The 22732-nt window shown below is 68.9% G+C and carries 28 protein-coding genes and 1 tRNA gene; 15 read left to right on the top strand and 14 right to left on the bottom strand.

Annotated elements, in window-relative coordinates:
* The first annotated feature begins 122 nt into the window (after positions 1-122).
* On the top strand, positions 123-566 hold the full coding sequence (locus tag E1H18_RS09290) for a hypothetical protein (RefSeq protein ID WP_172266625.1): 444 nt from the start codon (positions 123-125) through the stop codon (positions 564-566).
* Positions 547-765, top strand: coding sequence for a hypothetical protein (locus tag E1H18_RS09285; RefSeq protein WP_172266622.1), 219 nt, complete (start codon positions 547-549; stop codon positions 763-765). The genes E1H18_RS09290 and E1H18_RS09285 overlap by 20 nt, the downstream gene beginning before the upstream one ends.
* On the opposite strand, the gene E1H18_RS09280 is transcribed toward E1H18_RS09285, so the two are convergent.
* Positions 762-1352 carry an NTP transferase domain-containing protein gene (locus tag E1H18_RS09280; protein ID WP_172266620.1) on the bottom strand — a complete coding sequence of 197 codons (591 nt, stop codon included), beginning with the start codon at positions 1350-1352 and terminating at the stop codon, positions 762-764. The genes E1H18_RS09285 and E1H18_RS09280 overlap by 4 nt on opposite strands.
* A gap of 30 nt (positions 1353-1382) precedes the next feature.
* On the opposite strand from E1H18_RS09280, the gene moaA reads away from it, so the two are divergent.
* Genes moaA through moaC form a run of 5 tightly spaced genes read left to right on the top strand, consistent with a single transcriptional unit; the run spans position 1383 to position 4123 of the window.
* Entirely contained in the window at positions 1383-2417 is a 1035-nt protein-coding gene (moaA, locus tag E1H18_RS09275; protein WP_172267646.1) for a GTP 3',8-cyclase MoaA, read from the top strand.
* Complete coding sequence (locus tag E1H18_RS09270; protein ID WP_172266617.1) at positions 2418-2657, top strand: MoaD/ThiS family protein; 240 nt, start codon at positions 2418-2420, stop codon at positions 2655-2657.
* The gene (locus E1H18_RS09265) at positions 2654-3097 is read left to right on the top strand and encodes a molybdenum cofactor biosynthesis protein MoaE (protein ID WP_172266614.1); all 444 of its coding nucleotides are present in this window, start codon (positions 2654-2656) and stop codon (positions 3095-3097) included. Before E1H18_RS09270 ends, E1H18_RS09265 begins: the two co-directional genes overlap by 4 nt.
* A 10-nt stretch (positions 3098-3107) precedes the next feature.
* On the top strand, positions 3108-3659 hold the full coding sequence (moaB, locus tag E1H18_RS09260) for a molybdenum cofactor biosynthesis protein B (protein WP_172266611.1): 552 nt from the start codon (positions 3108-3110) through the stop codon (positions 3657-3659).
* On the top strand, positions 3656-4123 hold the full coding sequence (moaC, locus tag E1H18_RS09255) for a cyclic pyranopterin monophosphate synthase MoaC (protein WP_172266608.1): 468 nt from the start codon (positions 3656-3658) through the stop codon (positions 4121-4123). The genes moaB and moaC overlap by 4 nt, the downstream gene beginning before the upstream one ends.
* A gap of 9 nt (positions 4124-4132) precedes the next feature.
* Here the strand turns inward: moaC and E1H18_RS09250 are convergent, their stop codons facing one another.
* Genes E1H18_RS09250 through tsaD form a run of 4 tightly spaced genes read right to left on the bottom strand, consistent with a single transcriptional unit; the run spans position 4133 to position 6905 of the window.
* The gene (locus E1H18_RS09250) at positions 4133-4498 is read right to left on the bottom strand and encodes a Rieske (2Fe-2S) protein (protein ID WP_172266605.1); all 366 of its coding nucleotides are present in this window, start codon (positions 4496-4498) and stop codon (positions 4133-4135) included.
* Between the two features lies 1 nt (position 4499).
* Positions 4500-4787 (bottom strand): YciI family protein, encoded by a 288-nt coding sequence (locus tag E1H18_RS09245; RefSeq protein WP_172266602.1) that lies wholly within the window; start codon positions 4785-4787, stop codon positions 4500-4502.
* Positions 4788-4800: 13 nt separating this feature from the next.
* Positions 4801-5796: an NAD(P)H-dependent glycerol-3-phosphate dehydrogenase gene (locus tag E1H18_RS09240; protein ID WP_172266599.1), complete on the bottom strand. Its 996-nt coding sequence runs from the start codon at positions 5794-5796 to the stop codon at positions 4801-4803.
* Positions 5793-6905, bottom strand: a complete 1113-nt coding sequence (gene tsaD / locus E1H18_RS09235; RefSeq protein ID WP_172266596.1) for a tRNA (adenosine(37)-N6)-threonylcarbamoyltransferase complex transferase subunit TsaD — start codon at positions 6903-6905, stop codon at positions 5793-5795. Before tsaD ends, E1H18_RS09240 begins: the two co-directional genes overlap by 4 nt.
* A 72-nt stretch (positions 6906-6977) precedes the next feature.
* Between tsaD and hemC the strand changes: the two genes are divergently transcribed.
* The 5 genes from hemC (at position 6978) to E1H18_RS09210 (ending at position 11221) form a co-directional block, all read left to right on the top strand.
* Positions 6978-7946: a hydroxymethylbilane synthase gene (hemC, locus tag E1H18_RS09230; RefSeq protein ID WP_172266593.1), complete on the top strand. Its 969-nt coding sequence runs from the start codon at positions 6978-6980 to the stop codon at positions 7944-7946.
* A 4-nt stretch (positions 7947-7950) separates the two neighbouring features.
* Positions 7951-8628 (top strand): uroporphyrinogen-III synthase, encoded by a 678-nt coding sequence (locus E1H18_RS09225; protein ID WP_172266590.1) that lies wholly within the window; start codon positions 7951-7953, stop codon positions 8626-8628.
* Between the two features lie 43 nt (positions 8629-8671).
* Entirely contained in the window at positions 8672-9547 is an 876-nt protein-coding gene (locus tag E1H18_RS09220) for a COG4223 family protein (protein ID WP_172266587.1), read from the top strand.
* The gene (locus tag E1H18_RS09215) at positions 9547-11106 is read left to right on the top strand and encodes a heme biosynthesis protein HemY (protein ID WP_172266584.1); all 1560 of its coding nucleotides are present in this window, start codon (positions 9547-9549) and stop codon (positions 11104-11106) included. The genes E1H18_RS09220 and E1H18_RS09215 overlap by 1 nt, the downstream gene beginning before the upstream one ends.
* A 39-nt stretch (positions 11107-11145) precedes the next feature.
* Positions 11146-11221, top strand: a tRNA-Thr gene (locus E1H18_RS09210).
* 101 nt (positions 11222-11322) lie between these two features.
* Here E1H18_RS09210 and E1H18_RS09205 read toward each other — a convergent pair.
* Positions 11323-11721, bottom strand: coding sequence for a hypothetical protein (locus E1H18_RS09205; protein ID WP_172266581.1), 399 nt, complete (start codon positions 11719-11721; stop codon positions 11323-11325).
* 367 nt (positions 11722-12088) lie between these two features.
* Here E1H18_RS09205 and E1H18_RS09195 point away from each other — a divergent pair, with 367 nt between their 5' ends.
* On the top strand, positions 12089-12385 hold the full coding sequence (locus E1H18_RS09195; RefSeq protein ID WP_172266575.1) for a hypothetical protein: 297 nt from the start codon (positions 12089-12091) through the stop codon (positions 12383-12385).
* Here the strand turns inward: E1H18_RS09195 and E1H18_RS09190 are convergent.
* The 3 genes from E1H18_RS09190 to E1H18_RS09180 all read right to left on the bottom strand — a co-directional run bounded on the left by E1H18_RS09190 (position 12382) and on the right by E1H18_RS09180 (position 16570).
* A complete protein-coding gene (locus E1H18_RS09190; RefSeq protein ID WP_172266572.1) occupies positions 12382-13011 on the bottom strand; it encodes a hypothetical protein in 630 nt (209 codons plus the stop codon). The two genes, E1H18_RS09195 and E1H18_RS09190, sit on opposite strands and share 4 nt — an antisense overlap.
* 132 nt (positions 13012-13143) lie before the next feature.
* Positions 13144-15345, bottom strand: a complete 2202-nt coding sequence (locus tag E1H18_RS09185; RefSeq protein ID WP_172266569.1) for a 3-hydroxyacyl-CoA dehydrogenase NAD-binding domain-containing protein — start codon at positions 15343-15345, stop codon at positions 13144-13146.
* A gap of 19 nt (positions 15346-15364) precedes the next feature.
* Positions 15365-16570 carry an acetyl-CoA C-acetyltransferase gene (locus tag E1H18_RS09180; protein WP_172266566.1) on the bottom strand — a complete coding sequence of 402 codons (1206 nt, stop codon included), beginning with the start codon at positions 16568-16570 and terminating at the stop codon, positions 15365-15367.
* Positions 16571-16658: 88 nt separating this feature from the next.
* On the opposite strand from E1H18_RS09180, the gene E1H18_RS09175 reads away from it, so the two are divergent.
* Positions 16659-17585, top strand: a complete 927-nt coding sequence (locus E1H18_RS09175; RefSeq protein WP_241735962.1) for a phytanoyl-CoA dioxygenase family protein — start codon at positions 16659-16661, stop codon at positions 17583-17585.
* Between the two features lie 11 nt (positions 17586-17596).
* Here E1H18_RS09175 and E1H18_RS09170 read toward each other — a convergent pair whose 3' ends face one another.
* The 4 genes from E1H18_RS09170 to E1H18_RS09155 all read right to left on the bottom strand — a co-directional run bounded on the left by E1H18_RS09170 (position 17597) and on the right by E1H18_RS09155 (position 21515).
* Complete coding sequence (locus E1H18_RS09170) at positions 17597-18007, bottom strand: hypothetical protein (protein ID WP_370526486.1); 411 nt, start codon at positions 18005-18007, stop codon at positions 17597-17599.
* Positions 18007-19170: an acyl-CoA dehydrogenase family protein gene (locus E1H18_RS09165; RefSeq protein WP_172266563.1), complete on the bottom strand. Its 1164-nt coding sequence runs from the start codon at positions 19168-19170 to the stop codon at positions 18007-18009. The genes E1H18_RS09170 and E1H18_RS09165 overlap by 1 nt, the downstream gene beginning before the upstream one ends.
* Positions 19171-19172: 2 nt before the next feature.
* Positions 19173-20966 (bottom strand): acyl-CoA dehydrogenase C-terminal domain-containing protein, encoded by a 1794-nt coding sequence (locus E1H18_RS09160; RefSeq protein ID WP_172266560.1) that lies wholly within the window; start codon positions 20964-20966, stop codon positions 19173-19175.
* A 69-nt stretch (positions 20967-21035) separates the two neighbouring features.
* Positions 21036-21515 carry a MerR family DNA-binding transcriptional regulator gene (locus E1H18_RS09155; RefSeq protein WP_172266557.1) on the bottom strand — a complete coding sequence of 160 codons (480 nt, stop codon included), beginning with the start codon at positions 21513-21515 and terminating at the stop codon, positions 21036-21038.
* 193 nt (positions 21516-21708) lie between these two features.
* Between E1H18_RS09155 and E1H18_RS09150 the strand changes: the two genes are divergently transcribed.
* Complete coding sequence (locus tag E1H18_RS09150) at positions 21709-22344, top strand: helix-turn-helix transcriptional regulator (protein ID WP_172266554.1); 636 nt, start codon at positions 21709-21711, stop codon at positions 22342-22344.
* Between the two features lie 18 nt (positions 22345-22362).
* Here the strand turns inward: E1H18_RS09150 and E1H18_RS09145 are convergent, their stop codons facing one another.
* Entirely contained in the window at positions 22363-22572 is a 210-nt protein-coding gene (locus E1H18_RS09145) for a hypothetical protein (protein ID WP_099581947.1), read from the bottom strand.
* Positions 22573-22732: the final 160 nt, after the last annotated feature.

Raw genomic sequence — 22732 nt, 5'->3', positions numbered from 1 at the left:
TAAGCGTCTCGAACCCACGACGCGCGGTCGCATGACCGCGTGACAGGAACCTTGCGGCATGAACAGATCATGCGTCTCATCTGGCCAGCGATCCTGGCGCCCGCTCGTTTCGGGATCGAACCGTGCCCCTGCTGATGCCCTACGTCCTTTATCTGGTCGCTCTGGCGATCTGTGGGACGGCGATCTGGAAAGGCGATCCTCCGCTGCGCTGGTCGGCGGCCGCGTTCATCATCGGCTGGATGCTGACGCCCGCCGTCTCCAACCTCAGCCGAGGCGACTGGGACATGCCGGTGGCGGTGATCGACACCAATGTCACCCTGCTGGTCATCTGGGTGTCGCTGCGCTGGCGGCGGCTGTGGTCGGCGGTGCTGGCGGCGCTGATGCTGCTGCTGGTGCTGGCCCGGGTCGTCGCCCTGCTGGATCCGGACGTCCATCGCTACGGCTTCCTGGCCGCCAACAACGTCATCGTGCTGTGCCAGATGGTGGTGCTGGTCGTCGCCATCTGGGTGACGCTCCGAGGGCGGCAAAAGGCCCGGGGGCGGGCCAATGAAGAAGCTTGGTCATGAGGTCGAGCTGGCCGACGAGCAGGAGGTCGCCGAGTTCCGCAACAGCTTCGCCAAGGTCGGCGAGGACCAGAAGCGCATCCTGACGGCGCTGATCGCCCGACTGATGGCGCTGCAGGAACATGACGACACCGACGCGGCTCTGAGGCTGGTCGACCAGGTCCGGCGCACGCTCGTCGCCAAGGCCGCGCCGCTGCACTAGAGGCGCAGCAGGTCCTCGGGTCGATCGACGTCCAGCAGCACGCCAGGGTCCTGGACCGGAACCAGCGTCAGGCGCTGCGCCGTCTGCAGAATGGCGCGGGCGCCCTCGTCGCCGGACAGGGCGCGCAACGCCGGCAGCCAGGCAGCGCCGAACAGCACGGGATGGCCGCGCCGGCCTTCGAAGCTGGGCGCGACGATGTGCTCGGGTCCGGCCAGGGCCGCCGCAAGGGTTTCCACCGTCGCCGGCGCGATGGCCGGCATGTCGCCCAGGAACACGAAGACGCCGCCGGCGTCGTCCGGAACCCGCGCCGCCGTTGTCCTCAGCGAGGCGCCCATGCCCTCGGCGGCGTCGGCCACCGGGACGAGGATCAGGCGCTCGGATTCCGCCGTGATCGCCGCACGGAGGGCAGGATCCTCGCCGACCGCCACGAACACCCGGCGCACCCGGGCCGCCAGGGCCGTGCGCAGCGCGCCGACGATCAGGGGGCGACCATTGAGCCTGGCCAGCAGCTTATCGCCGCCGAAGCGGGCGCCGCGGCCTGCGGCGAGCACGATGGCGTCCAATGCTCCGGTATCGCTTTGCGTCATGGGCCTCAGCGCCTATTCTTGATCCTGGATATGACGCCCTATGACGACATCCCCGCGCAAGCGGTCCGTACAGAGCCTCGCCTCATCGACGGGTTCGGCCGCGCCGTCACCTATCTGCGGGTTTCGGTGACCGATCGTTGCGACCTGCGCTGCGTCTATTGCATGGCCGAGCACATGACCTTCCTGCCGAAGGCGGATGTGCTGACGCTCGAGGAGCTGGACCGTCTGGCCTCGACCTTCGTGGGGTTGGGCGTGCGCAAGTTGCGCCTGACCGGCGGCGAGCCGCTGGTGCGCAAGGGCTTCATGCAGCTGGTCGCCAGCCTGTCGCGGCACTTGCGAAGCGGCGCGTTGGACGAGTTGACCCTGACCACCAACGGCACGCAGCTGGCGCAGCATGCCGCCGACCTGGCGCGATACGGCGTTCGGCGGGTCAATGTCTCGCTCGATACGCTGAAGCCCGATCTCTTCCGCAAGCTGACCCGCGGCGGCAATCTGGCGCAGGTGATCGCGGGCGTCGACGCCGCCTTGGCCGCAGGCATCGCCATCAAGATCAACGCCGTCGCCCTGAAGGACGACAACGCCGCCGAGCTGCCGGACCTGATCGCCTGGGCCCATGCCCGCGGCTGCGACATGACCCTGATCGAGACCATGCCCTTGGGCGAGGTCGAGCAGGACCGCACGGACCAATATCTGTCGCTGAAGGACGTGCGCCGCGAGCTGTCATCCTTCTGGACCCTGGACGACATTCACCATGCGACGGGTGGTCCGGCTCGCTACACGCGCGTGGCCGAGACCGGCGGGCGGCTGGGCTTCATCACGCCGCTCAGCAACCATTTCTGCGACACGTGCAACCGGGTGCGGCTGACCTGCACCGGCACCCTGCACACCTGCCTGGGCCGGGATGACGCCAGCGACCTGCGAGCCGTTCTGCGGGCCGGCGCGACCGACGCCGAGCTGCGCCAGGCGATCTTCGCGGCGATCGGCTCCAAGCCCAAGGGTCACGACTTCCAGATCGCCGCCGCCCGTCCGGCCGTGGCCCGCCACATGTCGACGACTGGAGGCTAGATGGCGCGGGTGCTGCTGTTCGGACGTCTGGCCGACCAGGCCGGCTGGCGCGAGCGCAGCATCGACGCCGGCGACCTTGCGACCCTACGGAGCGCGCTGGCGGCCGATGACGCGGTGTTGGGCGAGGCTCTGGCCGGCCCCGGCGTTCAGGTCGCCGTCGACAAGGCGTTGGTGCGCGGCGAGGCCATCCTGGCCGCCGGAACCGAGGTCGCCTTCCTGCCACCGATGAGCGGCGGATGATCGTTACCCTCACTGACCAGCCGTTCGAACCCGGCGCCCTGGTCACCGCCTTCTGCGCGGATCGCCAGGAGACCGGCGCAGTCGCCACCTTCGTCGGCCTGGCGCGGGCGGAAGCCGGCGCGGCGGCGGCGCTGGAGCTGGAGGCCTATCCGGGCTTCACCGATGCGGCGATCGGCGAGGTCGCCCAGGCCGCGATCGAACGGTTCAAGCTCCACGACGTCCGCATCGTTCACCGCATCGGCCGGATCGCGCCGGGCGAGGCTGTCGTCTTCGTCGCCACGGCGGCCGGCCACCGCCGCGAGGCCTTCGAGGCCTGCGACTTCCTGATGGACTATCTGAAGAGCCGCGCGCCCTTCTGGAAGAAGGAGCATTGCCCGGACGGCGCCCGCTGGATCGAGCCGACGGACCGCGATAGGACCGACGCGGAACGCTGGGACTGAGGAGCACGACATGTCGGAAGGCCTGAAGCCGGGCGGCGGGATCAAGCCGGAGCTGCCGTTCAGGCCGGTGCGCATCGCCGTCCTGACCATCTCCGACACGCGCGACGAGAGCACCGACACGTCGGGCCAGATCCTGATCGACCGCGTCCGCGACGCCGGCCATGCGTTCGCCGGCCGGGCGGTGGTCCGCGATGACATCGAGCTGATCCGCCAGACTGTCCGCACCTGGATCGCCGACGGCGTGGTCGACGCCATCGTCACCACCGGCGGCACCGGCCTGACCGGCCGCGACGTGACGGTGCAGGCGCTGGAGCCGCTGTTCGACAAGACCATCGACGGCTTCTCGGTGATCTTCCACCTGGTGTCCTACGCCACGGTCGGCCTCTCGACTCTGCAGTCGCGGGCCACGGCCGGGATCATCGACGGCGTGTTCGTCTTCTGCCTGCCGGGCAGCAACGGCGCGGTGAAGGACGGCTGGGACAAGGTCATCGCCGCCCAGCTGGATAGCCGCCACAAGCCCTGCAACATGGTCGAACTGATGCCGAGGCTCCTGGAGCAATGAGCAGGCTGACCCACATCGACGACCAGGGCCGGGCTCGCATGGTCGACGTTTCGGAGAAGCCTTCGACGGCGCGCGAGGCGGTGGCGACGGGCTTCGTGCGGATGAGCGCCGAGACCCTGGCTCTTGCGGTGTCGGGCGAAGGCCGCAAGGGCGATGTCCGCGCGGTGGCCGAGCTGGCTGGCGTCATGGCGGCCAAGCAAACTTCAAATCTGATCCCGCTGTGCCATCCGCTGGCGCTGTCGAAGGTGGTGGTCGAGGTCGAGCCGGGCGAGGGCGGGCTGAGCGTCACCGCCCGGGTCAAGACCACCGGCCCGACCGGCGTCGAGATGGAGGCTCTGACCGCCGTGTCCGTGGCCTGCCTGACGATCTACGACATGCTGAAGGCCGCCGAGAAGGGCATGGTCATCGAAGCCGTGCGCCTGCTGGAAAAGACCGGCGGCAAGTCTGGAGACTGGAAGGCTTAGCTTCGAACGTCAGGCGACCACGATCTGCCCGTCGCGAACGGCTACCGGCCAGGCAAAAAGCTTGTCGCCGGGGCAGGGGCCCGCGACGCAGGCCCCATCCTCGATCTTGAACAGGGCCGCGTGGCCGGCGCACAGGATCAGGTCGTTCTCGCGGGTCAGGTAGCGGCCGGCGAACCCCGCCAGCGGCCAGCCGGCGTGCGGGCAGCTGTCCAGATAGCCGACCACCAGGTCGTCCTTGCGCACGACGAAGCCGGCGAACATCGCGTCGCCCTGGCGCCAGCGGAAGCCCTTCGAGCCGGGCGAGGGGATCTCGTCCAGCGCGCAGAGCACCGTGCCCGGCGCGGGGCGGGCGGGGTTGTCCGGATCGGTGCGCAAATCAGCCGTTGATCGAGCCGACGCCGACGCGCCAGCCGTCGATCGCGACGCTCTCGAAGAGGCCCGCGGCGGTGTAGGGATCGTTGTCGACCAGGGTCTGCACGGCGGCCTTGTCATCGGCCTCGATGATCAGCAGCGAGCCGATCGGCGAACCGGCGTCGTCCAGCAGCGGGCCGGCGGCCTTCACGGCGGTCGAACCGTTCAGATAGTCGAGATGGGTCGGGCGGGTGGCCACGCGCGTCTCGAGCGCGCCGGGCTTGTCCTTGCAGTAGACGACGAAGAGGGCCATGCGGCGGTCCTTACTAGGCTTCGGATTTGAGGGGGCGGGAGAGCAGCCCGGCGATGGCGGCGTCGACCTCGACCTCGCCGGCCAGGATGGCGGCGACCGCTTCGCTGATCGGCGCCTCGACGCCGACCTTGCGGGCCAGGGCGCGGACGGCGGGGGCAGAGGCGACGCCTTCAGCCACCGAGACCTTGCCGGCCAGGGCCTGTTCCAGGGTCAGGCCCTGGCCCAGCGCCAGGCCGACGCTCATGTTGCGCGACTGCGGGCTGGAACAGGTGAGCACCAGGTCACCGAGGCCGCACAGGCCGGCGACGGTCTCGGGCCGCGCGCCCAGGGCCACGGCCAAGCGGGTCAGTTCGGCGAAGCCGCGGGTGATGACCGTGGCGTGGGCGTTACGGCCCAGGCCCTTGCCCTCGACGATGCCGCAGGCGATGGCCAACACGTTCTTGACCGCCCCGCCAGCCTCGGCCCCGATCAGGTCGTTGGCCGTGTAGGGGCGGAAGGTCGGGATGGCGATGGCTTCGGCGATCGCCTTGCCCAGGGCCTCGTCCTCGCAAGCCAGGGTGACGGCGGCGGGCAGGTTGCGGGCCACCTCGCCGGCGAAGCTGGGACCCGACAGCACCGCGATCGGCGCACCGGGCAGGGCCTCGGCCGCGACGTCGGTCATCAGTTTCAGCGAGCCCTGCTCGACGCCCTTGGAGCACAGCACGATCGGCGCGCCGGCCTGATGGTGCGGGGCAAAGGCCGTCAGGGCCGCGCGCAGATGCTGGGCGGGGGCGACGGCGAGAATGAGATCGCACGCGGCGAGGCCGGCCAGATCGGTGACCGCCTTGACCGCGGGCTCCAGCGTGATGCCGGGCAGGAACACCGCGTTCTCATGGCGTGCGTTGACGGCTTCCACCACCTCGGGCTCGCGGGCCTGCAGGGTGACCTGAAGGCCGGCCCGGGCGCAGACCTGGGCCAGGGCGGTGCCCCAGGCCCCGGCGCCGATCACGCCCACATGTTTGAAGCTCATGCCTTGGCTCCCTTGCGTCCGTAGGCGTTGGCGGGATTGGCCAGCGCCGCGGCCTCGTCCAGCGGCCAGCGCGGACGGGCGACGGCGTCGAGGTCGTCGGAGATGCCCAGAGCCAGGCGCTCGGCGCCGGCCAGGGCGATCATGGCGGCGTTGTCGGTGCAATAGGCCAGCGGCGGCGCGGCGAAGGAAAAGCTGTTCTTCTCGCAGTCGGCCAGCAGGGCCGCGCGCACCGCGCCATTGGCGGCCACGCCGCCGGCGACGACGAAGCGCAGGTCCTCGGCCGCGTGGCTATCCTTGTAGAGTTTCATCGCCCGATCGACCCGTTCGGACAGCTGGCGGGCGATGGCGGCCTGGACGCCGGCGGCCAGATCGCGGCGCTCGTCGTCGGTCGTCAGGGTTTCGGCGATCCGCGCGGCGGCGGTCTTCAGGCCCGAGAACGAGAAGTCACAGTCCTTGCGGCCCAGCAGGGCGCGCGGCAGTTTGTAGCGCTCGGCGTCGCCGCCGACGGCCAGCTTCTCCAGGGCCGGGCCGCCCGGATAGGGCAGGCCCAGGCTCTTGCCGATCTTGTCGAAGGCCTCGCCGGCCGCATCGTCGATCGTGGTGCCCAGCCGCTTGCAGGCCCCGACGCCGGAGACTTCCAAAAGCTGGCAGTGACCGCCGGAGACCAGCAGCAGCAGGAACGGATAGGCGATGTCCGCGCCCAGCCGGGCCGAGACCGCGTGGCCTTCCAGGTGATTGACCGCGACCAGGGGCACGCCGCGGGCCAGAGATACGGCCTTGCCGAACGCCAGCCCGACCATCACCCCGCCGACCAGGCCGGGGCCGGCCGTGGCCGCCACCCCGTCCAGCTCGCCAAACCCGACGCCCGAGGCGCGAATGGCCTCGGCGGCGATGGCGTCGATCGACTCGACGTGGGCGCGGGCGGCGATCTCGGGCACCACGCCGCCGAACGGCGCGTGCTTGTCGAACTGGGCGCCGATCACCGAGGACAGCACCGTGACCGTCCCGTCCTGATCGCGACGCACGACCGAGGCTGCGGTCTCGTCGCAGCTCGTCTCCAGGCCGAGGATCGTCAGGGGCTTAAGGCCCGATTGCTTAGGGGATGTCATTCGGTTGCGGGCTTCCCACTGCTCCTGTAGCAGCGAAGAGGAAATTTCATCACCGCAGGTAACGTTCCGACCGTGTCCCGGCAACCTCCCATCCGCATCGGCGCGCGCGGCTCCAAGCTCTCCCTGGCGCAGTCAGGCCTGATGCAGGCCCGCATCGCCGCCGCGCTCGGCGCGCCGCAAGGCGCTTCCCAGGAAGAGATCCAGGCCTTCGCGCCCCTGATCCCGATCGTCACCACCGGCGACCGCATCCAGGACCGCCGCCTGATGGAGATCGGCGGCAAGGGTCTGTTCACCAAGGAAATCGAGGAAGCCCTGCTGGACGGCCGCATCGACTGCGCCGTCCACTCGCTGAAGGACATGCCGGCCGAGCTGCCGCCGGGCCTGATCCTGGCCGCCACGCCCGAGCGCGAGGACCCGCGCGACGCCTTCATCAGCAACATCTGCGAGCGGCTGGAAGACCTTCCCATGGGCGCGCGCCTGGGCACCGCCAGCTTGCGTCGCCAGGCTCAGGCCCTGCACGTGCGGCCCGATCTCGAGATCGTCATGCTGCGCGGCAATGTCGACACCCGCCTGGCCAAGCTGGAGCGCGGCGAGGCCGACGCCATCCTGCTGGCCCAGTCCGGCCTGAACCGCCTGGGCCTGGGCCACATCACTCAGAGCTGGCTGGACCCCGTGGCCTGTCCGCCGGCCCCCGGCCAGGGCGCCCTTGTCATCGAGACCCGGCTGGAGGACGCTCACGCCCTCTGGCTGCAGGCCGTCAGCTGCCGCGAGACCACCATCGCCGTCGCCGCCGAGCGCGGCGCGCTCTACGCCTTGGAAGGTTCGTGCCGCACGGCCATCGGCGCTCGCGCCGTGCTGGAGGGCGCGCACCTGTCGATCATCGTCGAGGCCCTGACGCCTGACGGCGCTCAACGTTTCCGCCGGGAGGGGGAAGTCGCGCTCTCTGGCGCCGACGACATCGCCGAGGCGCGGGCCCTGGGCCTGAAGCTGGGCGCCGAGGTCCGCGAGGCTGGCGGCGACGCCATCGTCCTGCCGGAGTAGGAACATGGCAGAGGGCGCGCCGGTCTGGATCACCCGCGCCCGCCCCGGCGCCGAGGCTACGGCCGACCGCGTTCGGGCTCTGGGGTTCACGCCCATCATCGACCCGCTGCTGGCGGTCGAGGCGCTGGACGTCGAGATCGATCTCGACCACGTCGCGGCTCTGGCCTTCACCAGCGCCAACGGCGTCGACGCCTTCGCCCGGCTGCACGACGCGCGCCATTTGCCGGTTTTCGCCGTGGGCCGGGCCACCGCCCGGGCGGCCGAGAGCGTGGGCTTTCCCAGCGTCTCCAGCGCCGACGGCGACGTCGAGGATCTGGCCCGCCTGGTCGTGGGCGCGGCCGGCGGTCCGGTGCTGTGGGCCGGGGCCAAGGAACCGGCCGGCGATCTGGTCGGCCTGCTGCGCGACTGCGGGGTGATGGCCCACGGCGTCGCCGTCTATGAGACGGTCGAGCGCGGGCCGTCCGAGACGACCCTGGCGGCGGCCACGACCGTCCTGCTGCATTCCCCGCGTGCAGCTCGTGCGCTGGCGAGAATCCTGACCTCTCGACCCACGCCGAACCTGCGATGCCTGTGCCTGTCCAAGGCCGTCGCCGCGCCGCTGGCCGGCCTGGTCGAACCGGGGTCTGTGGCCGTCGCGCCGCGCCCAGACGAATCCGCGATGCTGGAGCTGCTTACAGCTTGAGCGCGACATTGCGCGGCGCGACGGCCTCAGGCACGAATGGGCCATGACCGCCGCTCCCGATCCCGCTGAAATCGTCGCGCCCAGCGATCCGGCGCTCTATGCCCGTCGGCGGGTGATGGGACCCAGCGTGTGGATCTGGTTGGTCCTCTGCGTGCTGTGCGCGATCCTTGGGGCCGGCGTCGCCCGCTTCGGCCCCACCCTATTCCCGACCAAGGCCAAGTCGGGCGAGGTCTCGGCCCAACCCAGCCCGCGCCCGATCGCAGAGCGCCTGGCGCCCGGCTCAGCCCTGCCGGTCGAGACCGGTGAAACGGCCCTGGCCGCGCCGGCCGCCGACGTCGAGCGGCTAGACGGCCGAATCACCGCCCTGGAATCCAGCCAGCGTGGGGTGGCGGACGCCGCCGCCGCCGCCCTGGCCGCTTCGTCCCTGGCCGAGGCCGCCGCAAGCTCGCGCCCGTTCGGCGGTGAGCTGGCCGGCCTGGAACGTGTGCTGCCCGGCTCGCCCAATCTGCGCGCCCTCGAACCCCTGGCGCGGATGGGCGCGCCGACGCGGGCGGGCCTGACCGTGCAGTTCGAAAATCTGGCCGGCCGCGCCGCCAGCGCTTCGCGCAACCCCGGGGCCGAGGCGGACCTGTTCGCCCGCGTCCGCTACGCCCTTTCCAGCATCGTCTCGATCCGCCATGTCGGCTCCACGCAGGGCTCGACTCCCGACGCCATGCTGGCCCGCGCTCAGGCCCTGCTGGACGAAGGCGACGTCGAGGGCGCGGTCGCCGCCCTGGACCCGCTGCCCGACGCGGCTCGCGACGTGCTGGGGCCGTGGTTCGCCGCCGCCAGCCGGCGCATCGAGATCGATCGCCAGGTGGCCGCCGTGCGCACCGAGGCCCTGGCGGGTCTCGCCCGCGTCGCTCGGGCGGGCCCCTGATGACCCGCGTCGCCTTCGCCCTGTTCCTGGTCGCCGCCGTCGCGGTCGGGGTCCTGGCCCTGACCGGCGAACCCGGCCGCGCCTGGCTGGAGTGGATGGGCTGGCGCATCGAGATGACCGCCGCCGCCGCGGCCCTGCTGACCCTGGCTTCCGCCCTGCTGTTCACCCTGCTGTGGCGCGGGGTGATCTGGATCGTCGAGGCCCCCCGCCGGGCCGCCCGGGCCCGGGCCGAGGCCAAGCGCAAACAGGCCCTCGAGGCCCTGTCGCGCGGCTTCCTGGCCGTGGCCGCCGGTGACGGCTCGGAAGCTCGCCGCCTGGCCCAGAAGTCGGCCGAGCTGGCTGACGACGCCCCGGCTCTCGTTCGCGTGCTGGCCGCCCAGGCCGCCGAAGCCGCGGGCGACACCGTCGCGGCCAAGAGCGCCTACAACGCCATGCTGGGCTTCCCCGAAATGCGCCTGGCCGGCCTGCGCGGGCTGATGCAGGCCGAGCTGGCCGAGGGCGACAAGGCGGCCGCCGTGCGCCACGCCGAGACCGCCTACGGCCTGACCCGCACCGCCCGCTGGGCGTGGCGCGCGCTGCTGGAAGCCCGGCTGGAGGCCGGCGACTGGGCCGGTGCGCTCGATCTGGTCAAGAGCGGCCTGGACCGCAAGATCGTCTCGCCGGTCGTGGCCGAGCGCAGCCGCGCCGCCCTGCTGGCCGCCTCGGCCGCCGACCTCGAGGATCCGGCCGATCCCAAGGCCCGCGCCCAGGCGCTCGACTTCGCCGTCCAGTCGGTGAAGCTGAAGCCCGACTTCGCCCCCGGCGTGGTGATGGCCGCGCGCCTGCTGGCCGACGACGGCAAGGCCGCCAAGGCCGGGGCGCTGATCGAGACCGCCTGGAAGGCCCAGCCGCATCCGGCCCTGTGGCTGGCCTATCGCGACCTCAAGACCAATGAGACCCCCAAGGCCCGCGCCCAGCGCCTGGCGGCCCTGGCGGCGATGAAGCCGGACGCGCGCGAGAGCCGCATCCTGCGCGTCGAGAGCGCCCTGATCGGCGGCGATCCGGTGGCCGCCCGCGCCGCCGCCCGCCTGCTGGACGAGGAGGCTCCGACCGCCCGGTTCGCCGGTCTGATGGCCCGTGTCGCCGCCGCCAACGGCCAGGGCGACGAAGCCCGCGCCTGGGTCGCCCGCGGCCTGGAGGCCCCTCAGGAGCCCGACTGGTCCGACCTCGATCCAGAAGGCCGCGCCTTCGCCTATCAGCGCGAGGACTGGGCGCGTCTGGCGGTCAGCTACGCCGAGACCGGCCAGCTGATCCATCCGCGCCACGAGCGCCGTGAGCGGACGATGAACGACCTGCCGCAGCTGCCCTCGGCCTATGCCGACTACGCCAAGTCGACGCCGTTCATCCATGCGGCCGAGACCGGCGGCGCCCTGATGCCGATTCCCGATAGCCTTGGCCCCGACGACCCCGGCATGTTCGATCCGCCGCCGATTCCGGACCCGCCGCCGGCCGGTCCCGCACCTCGTCGCAATTCAGGTGCAAGACGGCGCTTGGCAAGTGGCTCGCGTCCCGCTAAGTAGGCGCTCCTCGCGGTCGGGCCACGGTCCGAAGCGACGTGGGCCGCTTTAGCTCAGCTGGTAGAGCACATCATTCGTAATGATGGGGTCAGGTGTTCGAGTCACCTAAGCGGCACCACTTCTTCTCCTTTTTAAATTGAGATTCTGCAGTGTGCGGACGCATGCCTGTGCGGTGCAGTTTGGGCTCCTGCAGGGCGGATGAAGTCGACGCTGCCTGAACTATTTTTTTCGCCTGCCTCTGGCTTTCTTAGGGGGGCGTGGTTCGGCAGGGGGGGCTCTGGTCAGGACCGAGGCCTTGCCGAGATTGATCAGTGAATAGGAAGCCTTATCGACATTGTTGGGATGATCCGTCTTAGCGGGAGGTCCAAAGGTCCGCTGGGGGCGACGCCCTTTGCCGCTCCAAGAGCCATTGCTCGCAGCGACCGCTGAGGCGTCGTGCTGACCATTGACCTCATCGGGCTTCCCTCCAGAAGATTCCATTGCTTCCCTCCTTTTGAGAGTCTGGAAGGCGATGTTGGCTTCATGGGCGCGTTGAGCGTCCCAAATGAGAAACCCAACCACGATGGCGCCAAACGCCATGCTCAAGATAAGCGTCAGGTTGAGGGTGTCGAGCGACATGGCGCTACCTAAGCCAATGCGGTTTTGCCAACATGGCGCCTAGAATGAGCCCCGCAACTGCTAGCGTGGCGATGCCGCCCGCGCCAAAGTTTCCATCCTTGGCGATCGGCGTGATGACCGATGCCGCTACGCTACCGAAACAGATCGATTTCAGGTAATCACAGCCAACTTGCACGCGCTTGACCGTAACCAGCTCTCGCTCCTCGGGCGTAAGTTTATAGTGAAATCTCATGCGCCATCGCCTCGACTGCGATCTTGCGCTTATTCGTGCCTCAAATGTTCTCTTTCGCAAGGCTATGCTTCAAGCGCTGTGCGTCTGGGAACGCGTGTCCTCATCACTCCGTTGAACCTCGACAGGAGTTACGCCATGCCCAAGACCGTCGACAACGACACCGCCCTCGAGGAAGTCATGACTTTTCTCGACACGCCGCCCGAGCCCGGCAGCGCCGACGATGCGCGGTTTGGGGAGCGGCTCAGGCAGGTGATTTCGGCCTCGATCCCGCTGGACGAGGGTGACGATCCCGAGGATGGGCCGACCCTGCAGCTGGACGACGACTTCCGCCGCCGGCTGGAGAAGGTGGCCACCGATCGCGGCGGCAACTATTTCGGCGACCATCCGGACGGCATTGGCCCGACGCTGGGGATGGACGTTTCCAAGTCCTAGTCGTCCCAGCCGGGACGCTTCTTCTTGCGGCCCAGGGCGAAGATGCCGGGATAGGGGCCCTTGCCGATCCGGTAGAGGCACCACTCGTCGTCCTTGGCGCAGTCGCCGTCGAAGGCCGCCTTCTTGGATGGGTCGATGGCGGCGTACATCTGGGCGGTGCGCGAGCGTTCGCCAGCCGCCTCGGCGCAGGTGTTCTTCTGGTCGCGATTGAGGCCGGCCGTCTTCGGGTCCCGGCAGCCGAGGCTGTCGCGCAGGGCCTCGCGGGTTTCGTCGCTTTGTTCGACCAGCTTGCGGGCCGTGAAGCCGGGAGGCGCGACGACGCCTCTCGGAGCCGAGGGCTTGGCGACGGGCGGGGCCGACACCGGCGGCGGGGGGACAACGGTCGCCGGTGGAGCGGGTGCGATCCGCGCACGCGGCGGCGGCTGAACCGATGGCGAGGGCGGATCCAGCAGCAGCGCCTCGATGACCGGCGGTTGGATCAGCTGCGGGGCAGGGCGGACGCCGGCGATCAGGGCCAGCAGCACCAGCGCATGGACCGTCACGACCGCGCTTAGGGCCGCGAGGTTGCGCCGCAGCGTCCGACGTGAAGGACGTCGCCAGGTTCCAGTGGCGATCGCCGGGCTCATCGTCTCTCCAGGCGCTGCGGCGCGGAGCGGGGATAGGCCGGCGATGGGGCGCGAGCGTGGCTTTAGGGGACAAGAAAAAGGCCCGGCGGTGACGCCGGGCCTTTCCTTGTTTCAGCCGTGCAAAGCGTGGCCTTACGCGGCTTCCGCCTTCGCCTTGCCGCCGAAGCGGCCGTAGAAGGTCTCGCCCTTCTCGGCCATCTCGCGCAGCAGGGCCGGCGGGGTGAAGCGCGTGCCGAACTTCTGGGCCAGGGCGTCCAGGGTCTCGACGAAGGCCTTGGCGCCGACGCCGTCGATCAGGCTGATCGGGCCGCCGGTCCAGGGCGCGAAGCCCCAGCCCAGGATGGCGCCGACATCGGCTTCACGCGGGTCGGTGATGACGCCTTCCTCGAAGCAGCGCGCGGCTTCCACGGCCTGGCGGTACAGCAGGCGGGTGCGGATCTCCTGGATCAGCGCCGGGTCGGCGTCGGTCGTGGTGACCGGCATCAGGTCGGCGAGACCCTTCCAGAGGACCTTCTGGCCGCCTTCCGGATAGTCGTAGAAGCCCTTGCCGTTCTTGCGGCCCAGGCGACCCATCTCGACGACCATCTTTTCCAGGACCGGCGCGAACGGACGCTCCTCGTACTTGTCGCCGAGGTCCTTCTTGGTCTGCTCGCCGATCTTGTAGGAGAGGTCCAGCGCGACGTCGTCGTTCATCTCCAGCGGACCGCGGGGCATGCCCGTGGCGCGGCCGACATTGTCGATGATGGCGGGCGCGATGCCCTCGGCCATCATCTCCAGGCCTTCCTGCACGAAGGTGCCGAAGCAGCGCGACGTGTAGAAGCCGCGGCTGTCGTTGACGACGATCGGGGTCTTCTTGATCTTCAGGACGTAGTCGATCGACTTGGCCAGGGCCTCGTCGGACGTCTCTTCGCCCATGATGATCTCGACCAGGCCCATCTTGTCGACCGGCGAGAAGAAGTGGATGCCGATGAAGTTCTTCGGGCGCACGCTGGCCTTGGCCAGGCCCGAGATCGGCAGGGTCGAGGTGTTGGAGCCGAAGATGGCGGTTTCGGCCAGTTGAGCCTCGGCCTTCTTGGTGACGTCGGCCTTGATCTCGCGGTTCTCGAACACGGCCTCAATGACGAGGTCGCTGCCCTTCACCAGGTCATAGTCGGTGGTCGGGGTGATCAGGGCCAGGACGGCGTCGCCCTTGTCCTGGGTCATCTTCCCGCGCGAGACGGCCTTCTTCACCAGGCTCTCGGCATAGGCCTTGCCCTTGTCGGCGGCTTCCTGGCTCTGGTCGATCAGGACGGTCTCGATGCCGGCCATGGCTTGGACGTAGGCGATGCCCGCGCCCATCATGCCGGCGCCGACGACGGCGACCTTCTTGGCTTCCGACGGCGCGATGCCGGCCGGACGGCCCGCGCCCTTGCCCAGCTCCTGCAAGCTGAGGAACAGGGTGCGGATCATGCCCTTGGCCTGGGGCGACATCATCGTCTTCAGGAAGTAGCGGGTCTCGATGCGGATGGCCGCGTCGAACGGCACCTGCGTGCCCTCATAGACCGCCTTCAGGATGTTCAGCTGGGCGGGATAGTTGCCATAGGTCTGCTTGCGCAGCATGGCGTTGCCCATGATGAACACCTGGCTGCCGGTCGGGGTGTAGGGACCGCCGCCCGGAAGCTTGAAGTCCTTCTTGTCCCACGGCGCGACGGGGTCGCCCTTGGTCTTGATCCAGGTCTTGGCGGCTTCCACGACCTGATCGGCCGGCACGACTTCATGCACGACCTTGAGGGCCAGGGCCTCGGCCGGCTTCATCGACTTGCCTTCCAGCAGGTACGGCGCGGCGGCCATGACGCCGACCAGGCGCGGCAGGCGCTGGGTGCCGCCGGCGCCGGGCAGCAGGCCGACCTTGGCTTCGGGCAGGGCCAGCTGGATCTTCGGATGGTCGGCGACCACGCGATAGTGGCAGGCGAGCGCGATCTCGAGACCGCCGCCCATGGCCAGGCCGTTGATGGCCGCGGCCACCGGCTTGCCGCAGGTTTCCAGGGCGCGGAAGGCCTTGTTGAGCGCAAAGCCGGCTTCGAAGGCGGCCTTGAGCCCCTCTTCGCCCGAGCCCGCGCCGCCGAGGCCGCCCGAACCGCCCAGTTCACCGAGGTCGGCGCCGGCGCAGAAGCCGGTCGTCTTGCCCGAGGTGATCACGGCGCCCTTGATGGCGGCGTCCGACTTGATGGCCTCGACCACCTCGCCGATTTCCTTGATGACCGAAGCGGTCAGGGTGTTCATCGAGCGGCCGGGCACGTCGAAGGTGACCAGGGCCACGCCGTCGGAATCGACCTCGATCTTGAAGTTTTCCATGGTGTTAGCTCCTTAAGCCTTAGACGCGTTCGATGACCGTGGCGGTGCCCATGCCGGCGCCGACGCACAGGGTGATCAGGGCGGTTTCCTTGTCCGAGCGTTCCAGCTCGTCCAGGACGGTGCCCAGGATCATGGCGCCGGTGGCGCCCAGCGGGTGGCCCATGGCGATGGCGCCGCCGTTCACGTTCATCTTCTCGTGCGGGATATCCAGGGCCTGCATCATGCGCAGCACGACCGAGGCGAAGGCTTCGTTCAGCTCGTAGAGGTCGATGTCGCCGACCGCCATGCCCAGCTTCTTGAGCAGCTTTTCCGAGACCAGCGACGGACCCGTCAGCATGATCGAGGGCTCGCTGCCGATCGAGGCCGCGCCCTTGATGCGGGCGCGGGCCTTCAGACCCAGGGCCTCGCCCATTTCCTTGGTGCCGATCAGGACGCCGGCGGCGCCGTCGACGATGCCCGAGCTGTTGCCGGCGTGGTGGACGTGGTTGACCTTCTCCACCTGCGGGTAGCGCTGCTGCACCACCGCATCGAAGGCCATCTCGCCCATGCCCGTGAACGAGGGGTTCAGGGCGGCGAGAGTCTGCATGGTGGTGGCGCCGCGCACGGTCTCGTCGTGGGCCAGCAGGGTCAGGCCCAGCTGGTCCTTCACCGGCACGACCGACTTGGAGAAGCGGTTGTCGGCCCAGGCGGCCGCGGCGCGCTTCTGGCTCTCGACGGCGTAGGCGTCGACGTCGTCGCGGCTGAAGCCGTAGAGGGTGGCGATCAGGTCGGCCGAGACGCCTTGCGGGGCGAAATAGGTCTTGAAGGCCGAGGACGGGTCGGTCGGCCACGCGCCGCCGTCGCTGCCCATCGGCACGCGGCTCATGCTCTCGACGCCGCCGCCGATCGCCATCTGGGCTTCACCCGAGGCGACCTTGGCCGCGGCCATGTTCACCGCTTCCAGGCCCGAGGCGCAGAAACGGTTGATCTGCACGCCGGCGACGCTCTCGGCGTAGTCGGCGGTCAGGACAGCGGTGCGGGCGATGTCGCTGCCTTGCTCGCCGACGGGCGAGACGCAACCCAGGACGACGTCGTCAACCTTGCTGGTGTCCAGGCCGTTGCGGTCGCGCAGGGCTTCCAGGACCTGGGCGGCCAGGGACAGGGCGGTGGTCTCGTGCAGCGAGCCGTCCTTCTTGCCCTTGCCGCGCGGCGTGCGCACGGCGTCGAAGATGTAAGCGTCAGCCATGGACTGGCTCCTTCCTGCGTGGTCTCGGCCCGATTGTGGCGCGAAGATTTATGAACTAAAAAGTGCGCCTGATCCCGGGGGGGAAATCATGACGATGACGGAAGCGCAGCGCGTTCACCCGGCGGTGGAGGCCTTCATCGCGCGTGGCTATCATGTGTTCGAGAACGGTGTGGACCCGGCGGCGGCGAGCGCCTTGCTGGCCAAGATCAGGGCCTTGCGGACCTTCGACGCCGACCTGTTCCTGACCGAGGCCGAGTTCGACGCCAATCCGCAGTATACCGGGGTCAATCCCGCGCCCGGCCGCAACCTGCTGGAGCGGTTCGAGGCCGACCTTGCCTTCGTCGAGAAGGACGCGGGGATCGCCTCGGCGGTCAGCGCATTGCTGGGCGACGACTACGAGATCCTGCTCAAGAAGCTGATCTGCGGTGTGCCCGCCAGCGTCGTGCCCGACTGGCTCAAGGCCCGCATCGCCGGCAATCCGGTCAACAATCTGGGGGCTTACGTCAGAGCGCCGTACCGGGACATCACCTACTTCTACGGCATCGACTTCCATCAGGACCTGATCGACTACAGGGACCGGGAAGCCGATTTCCTGACGCTGTATGTCTATCTGCACGATGTCGGCGTGCACGACGCGCCGTTGTTCCTGCTGGAGGACAGCCACCAGCTGGCGGGGACCCTGTTCCCGCACGATCTCACCAAGAACGACGGCGGCTGGCTGTACCGCGACGGACGCGGCGGCGAGGTCCAGACCAAACAGCATCTGCTGACCGGCAAGGCCGGCTACGCGGCCATGTGGCACGCCTGCACCCTGCACGGCACCCAGCCCGACGCGGCCGACAACGAGCGCCTGTCCTTGCGCTACCTGCTGGCGCGCAGGCCGGGCGCGGAGGCGCGCGGCATGGACGCGGTCAACGCCACGCTGCGCGGCCCGCTCAGCCTGGACGCCACGCGCCAGGACCTCGATGCGCGCGGCAGGGCGCAGATCAAGGCCAACAGCGTCAACAAGGCTTAGAGCCGGGCGCACTACGGCTTCCAGTTGCCGATCGGGTACGTGCCGATGGGCTCGCACGAGAGGCCACGCGCCGAGGCCTTGGCCCGATAATAGACGCGCTTGCCGAACTGCGGCGCCGGCAGCGAGCAGGCCGTGAAGCCCGAGGTGGTGACTTCCAGCCGCCACTCGGCGACCTTGGAGCGCAGCAGGGTCTGGCAGATATCCTTGCCGGCCGGCTGCAGCGGCAGCTTGAAGGCGCCCGGCTGCGGGCGCTTGCCGACCAGTTCGCCGGAATAGGTGAGGGGGCGCGGACCCTGGACGGCGCGCACGCAGACGACGGCCGAACGGTCGTTGTCGGATGCGGGCGCGGTCGGCGGCTTGGGGCCGCTCTGCGGGCCGGCCAGCAGGGCGACCAGGGTCAGGGTCGTGATGGCGGAAGTGATCACAGCGTCCTCGCGATCAGGATTTTCATGATCTCGTTGGTGCCGCCGTAGATGCGCTGGATGCGGCTGTCCTTGTACATGCGCGCGATCGGGTACTCGTTCATGAAGCCGTAGCCGCCGAACAGCTGCAGGCAGCGGTCGACGATCTTTCCTTCGAGATCGGTGACCCAGTACTTGGCCATCGAGGCGGTGGCGGCGTCGAGCTTGCCCTCCAGGTGCTGGCCGATGCAGTGGTTGACGAAGACCTTGGCGACGGTCGCCTCGGTCTTGCACTCGGCCAGGACGAACTGGGTGTTCTGGAAGTCGAGGATCGCCTTGCCGAACGCCTTGCGGTCCTTGACGTAGGCGATGGTCAGCTCCAGCGCCCGTTCGATGGTCGCCATGCCCTGCACGGCGATGTTCAGCCGCTCCTGCGGCAGCTGGCCCATCAGCTGGAAGAAACCCTGACCCTCGTCGGTGCCCAAGAGGTTCTCGGTCGGGATCTTCACGTCGTTGAAGAACAGCTCCGAGGTGTCCTGGGCCTCCTGGCCCAGCTTGTCGAGATTGCGGCCGCGCTCGAAGCCTTCCGCGCCGTCGGTCTCGACGATCAGCAGCGAGGTGCCGCGCGCGCCGGCGGTCGGGTCGGTCTTGGCGACCACGATGATCAGGTTGGCCGTCTGGCCGTTGGTGATGAAGGTCTTGGAGCCGTTGATGACGTACTGGTTGCCGGCCTTCTTGGCGGTGGTCTTCACGCCCTGAAGGTCGGAACCGGCGCCAGGCTCGGTCATGGCGATGGCGCCGACCAGCTCGCCCGTGGCCATGCGCGGCAGCCAGCGCTGCTTCTGCTCTTCCGTGCCGTAGTGGAAGATGTACGGCATGATGATGGCGTTGTGCAGGCTGGCGCCGAAGCCGTCGACGCCCTTCAGCCCCAACTGCTCCATCAGCACGACCTCGTGGCGATAGTCGCCGCCGGCCCCGCCGTATTGTTCGGGCGTGGAGAGGCCGAGCAGTCCGGCCTCTCCCGCCTTGGTCCACATGTCGCGATCGACGCAGTGGTTCTTGCGCCACTTCGCGACCGTTGATTCAGGCGCGTGCTCATCGAAGAACTTGCCCACCGCGTCTTCGAAGATCGCGATGTCCTCTTCGGCCATGAAAGCCGGTTTTTCGACGTTGAGCACGCTCATGATCAGAAAGCCTCCGCGGGCAGCGCCATCAGGGTCGCCGAACCCGTCTTCAACTTGGCGAGGTGTGCCCCCGCGTCAGGCAAGATGCGTTCGATGAAATAGCGACCGGTGGTCAGCTTGGTCGTGAAGAACGGGTCCGACGAGCCGGCGGCGATCTTGGCGTTGGCGGCCTTTGCCATCAGCGCCCACATGTACGCCAGGCCCGTCAGGCCGAAGAGGTGCATGTAGTCGGTCGAGGCCGCGCCGGCGTTGTCGGGGTTCTGCAGGCCGTTCTGCATCAGCCACATGGTGCCGTCCTGCAGCTGGGCCTTCACGCCGGCCAGGGCCTCGATGAACGGCTTCAGCTCGGCGTCGGCGTCGTTCTCGCCGATGAACTGGTCGACTTCCTGGAAGAAGGCCATGACCGCGCGGCCGCCCTTGGCCGCCAGCTTGCGGCCGACCAGGTCCAGGGCCTGGACGCCGTTGGTGCCCTCGTAGATCAGGGCGATGCGGCAGTCGCGCATGAACTGGCTGACCGGGAAGTGCTCGGTGAAGCCGCTGCCGCCGTGCACCTGCACCGCGTTCGAGCAGACCTCGAAGCCCTTGTCGGTCAGGTAGCCTTTCAGCACCGGCGTCATCAGGCCCATGTAGTCCGAGGACTTTTCACGGACGGCGGCGTCCGGGTGGACGTGCGACAGGTCGCCGTGCAGGGCGGTCCAGAACAGGAAGGCGCGGCCGCCTTCGATCAGGGCCTTGCTCTCCAGCAGCATGCGGCGAACGTCAGGGTGGACGATGATCGGGTCGGCCGGGCCTTCGGCGTTCTTGGGGCCCGTCAGCGAACGGCCCTGCAGGCGGTCCTTGGCGAAGGCGACGGCGGCCTGATAGGCGGCCTCGCCTTGCGCGACGCCCTGCATGCCGACGCCCAGGCGGGCCTCGTTCATCATCACGAACATGATCTTCAGGCCGGCGTTCTCCTCGCCGATCAGATAGCCCTCGGCGTCGTCGTACTGCATGACGCAGGTGGCGTTGCCGTGGATGCCCATCTTCTCTTCCAGGCCGACGCACTTGACGCCCTGGTTACGCTCGCCGACCGAGTTGTCGTCCTTCACGAAGAACTTCGGCACGATGAACAGGCTGATGCCCTTCACCCCGGCCGGCGCGCCTTCGATGCGGGCCAGCACCAGGTGGATGATGTTGTCCGACATGTCGTGCTCGCCGGCGCTGATCCAGATCTTCTGGCCGGTGATCTTGTAGCTGCCGTCGGCCTGCGGGACCGCCTTGGTGCGCAGCAGGCCCAGGTCCGTGCCGCAATGCGGCTCGGTCAGGTTCATGGTGCCGGTCCATTCGCCGGTCACCATCTTGGGCAGGTAGGTCTGCTTCTGTTCGTCGGTGCCGCCGGTGTGGATGGCCGAATAGGCGCCGTGCGCCAGGCCCGGATACATCGAGAACGCCATGTTGGCCGAGCTCGACATCTCGCTGAAGGCCAGGTTGACGACGTGCGGCAGGCCCTGGCCGCCATAGGCCGGGTCCGAGCCCAGGCCCGTCCAGCCGCCTTCGCACAGCTGCTTGTAGGCGGCCTTGAAGCCCGGCGGCGTGGTGACGACGTTGGTCGCCGGATCCAGATGGCAGCCGTTCTTGTCGCCGACCGTGTTCAGCGGCGCCAGGACCTCGCCAGTGAACTGGGCGGCGGCCTCCAGGATCTGCTCCACCGTCTCGAACGGCGCGTCCGAGAAGCCCGGCAGGGCGCCGTGCTGATCGATGTTGAGCACGTCGCGCAGGATGAAGGCGTGATCGCGAACGGGCGGCTGATAGGTCATGGGCAGTCCTGGATCGGTCGGGAGAGGAAACGGGTCGCCGGCTCGCGCGGGAGCCGGCGCGAGGGTGTCTTACTTGCCCAGCATCGCTTCGCTGTGACCGTCCAGGCGGGCGCGCAGCACCTGCTCGTAGTCGGCCGCGCGGGGCAGCAGGTCGGGGCGGATCTCGGTCAGGCGGCGCTCCAGGCGGTTGCAGGCCTCGCGCAGCTCGATCAGGGCGTTGTCGATGTCGTCGCGCTGTTGCTCCAGCGCGTTGGCGCGTTCGCGGAACTTCTTCAGCGAGCGGGCCATCTGCGCCGCGCCCTCGTCGTTCTCGTCATAGAGATCGAGCAGTTCGCGGATCTCGGTCAGCGACAGGCCCACGCGCTTGCCGCGCAGGATCAGCTGCAGGCGCACGCGGTCCTTGTGCGAATAGACGCGGTTCAGCCCCTCGCGGGCCGGGTTCAGCAGGCCCTTGTCCTCGTAGAAGCGCAGGGCGCGCGGGGTGGCTTTGAATTCATTGCAGAGCTGGCGGATCGTGAATGTCCGCTCGGGGCGACGCAGGTCGGCCATGGTTGGAAACCTCCCAAAGAAGAGGGCCTGGCTACTGCGGCCGGGCCGCTTTGTTATCGGCGATCACCCTAAACCCGATCTGGAGCGAGCGTCAACGCTTACGTAAACGTCAACTTGAGCTTGGTTGATAGGTTTACTTTCCTAGGCCTTAGGGCGTAGCTTCCGGGGTGAAGGCCGTTCCAAGGAGAGCCTCATGGCGACCCTCTCTCACGGCGAAATCTGGCGCGCGATCGACGCCCTGGCCGAACGCTTCGACATGACGCCGTCGGCCATGGCCCGGATGGCCGGCCTGGATCCCACCAGCTTCAACCGCTCCAAGCGCGGGTCGGCGGAGACCGATGGCCGCGCGCGCTGGCCCTCGACCGAAAGCCTGGCCAAGCTCCTGGAAGCGACGGGGGTGAATTTCTCGGAGTTCGCCGCCCTCACCGAGCAAGCCGGGACGGTGAAGCGCGCTGCGCCGCTGATCGGCCTGGCCGAGGCGGGGCGCGAGGGCCTGTTCGACGAGGCGGGCGCGCCGGCTGGCGAAGGCTGGGACGAGATCGCCGCGCCGGATCTGGGCGAGGGCCTGTTTGCGCTCGAGGTGTCGGGCGACGCCCTGGCGCCGGTCTATCGCGACGGCGACCGGCTGCTGGTCTCGCCCACCGTCGAGCCGCGCAAGGGCGACCGCGTGGTGGCCAGGACCCTGGCCGGTGAAATCCTGGTGCGCGAACTGGGCCGCGTCACGGCCCGGACCGTGGAGCTGACCCCGCTCACGGGGAGCGGCGAAGAACGCCTGCTCGCCCGCGACGAGGTCGCCTGGGTCGGCCGGATCGTCTGGGTCAGCCAGTAACGACTGACCCGAGAGGGATCAGGTGCGCGGGCAGCTGGCGTGGCTGTCCAGCAGCCAGGCGATCAGCGGGCCGGCCGAGGGATCCTCGCACGAGACGTCCAGGCGATAGGACGCCCAGGTGTCGTTGTGAGCCGCCTCGACATGGGCGTCGGGGAATTGCTGGACGATGCCGCCGAGCAGCGAGTCGAATTCCTGGCGGTCGGTGGGACGCAGAGTGAACGAAGCCATGAGAGTAACCTTGAGGTTTAAATCTTGGTTCTGATGGTCGTAGCCTAGACTCCGAATGGTGGGCGGACCCTTAACCACGAATTCAGACTTCGTTCATTTTGCGAGGCATGGTGTCGCAGCGCGCGAGGATTCACCCCGCGCGCGTAAGCTTGGCCTTTTT

The sequence above is a fragment of the Caulobacter sp. RHG1 genome, assembly GCF_013181195.1.
Taxonomy (GTDB): Bacteria; Pseudomonadota; Alphaproteobacteria; order Caulobacterales; family Caulobacteraceae; genus Caulobacter.
This window is presented reverse-complemented; position numbering and strand designations above follow the sequence as displayed.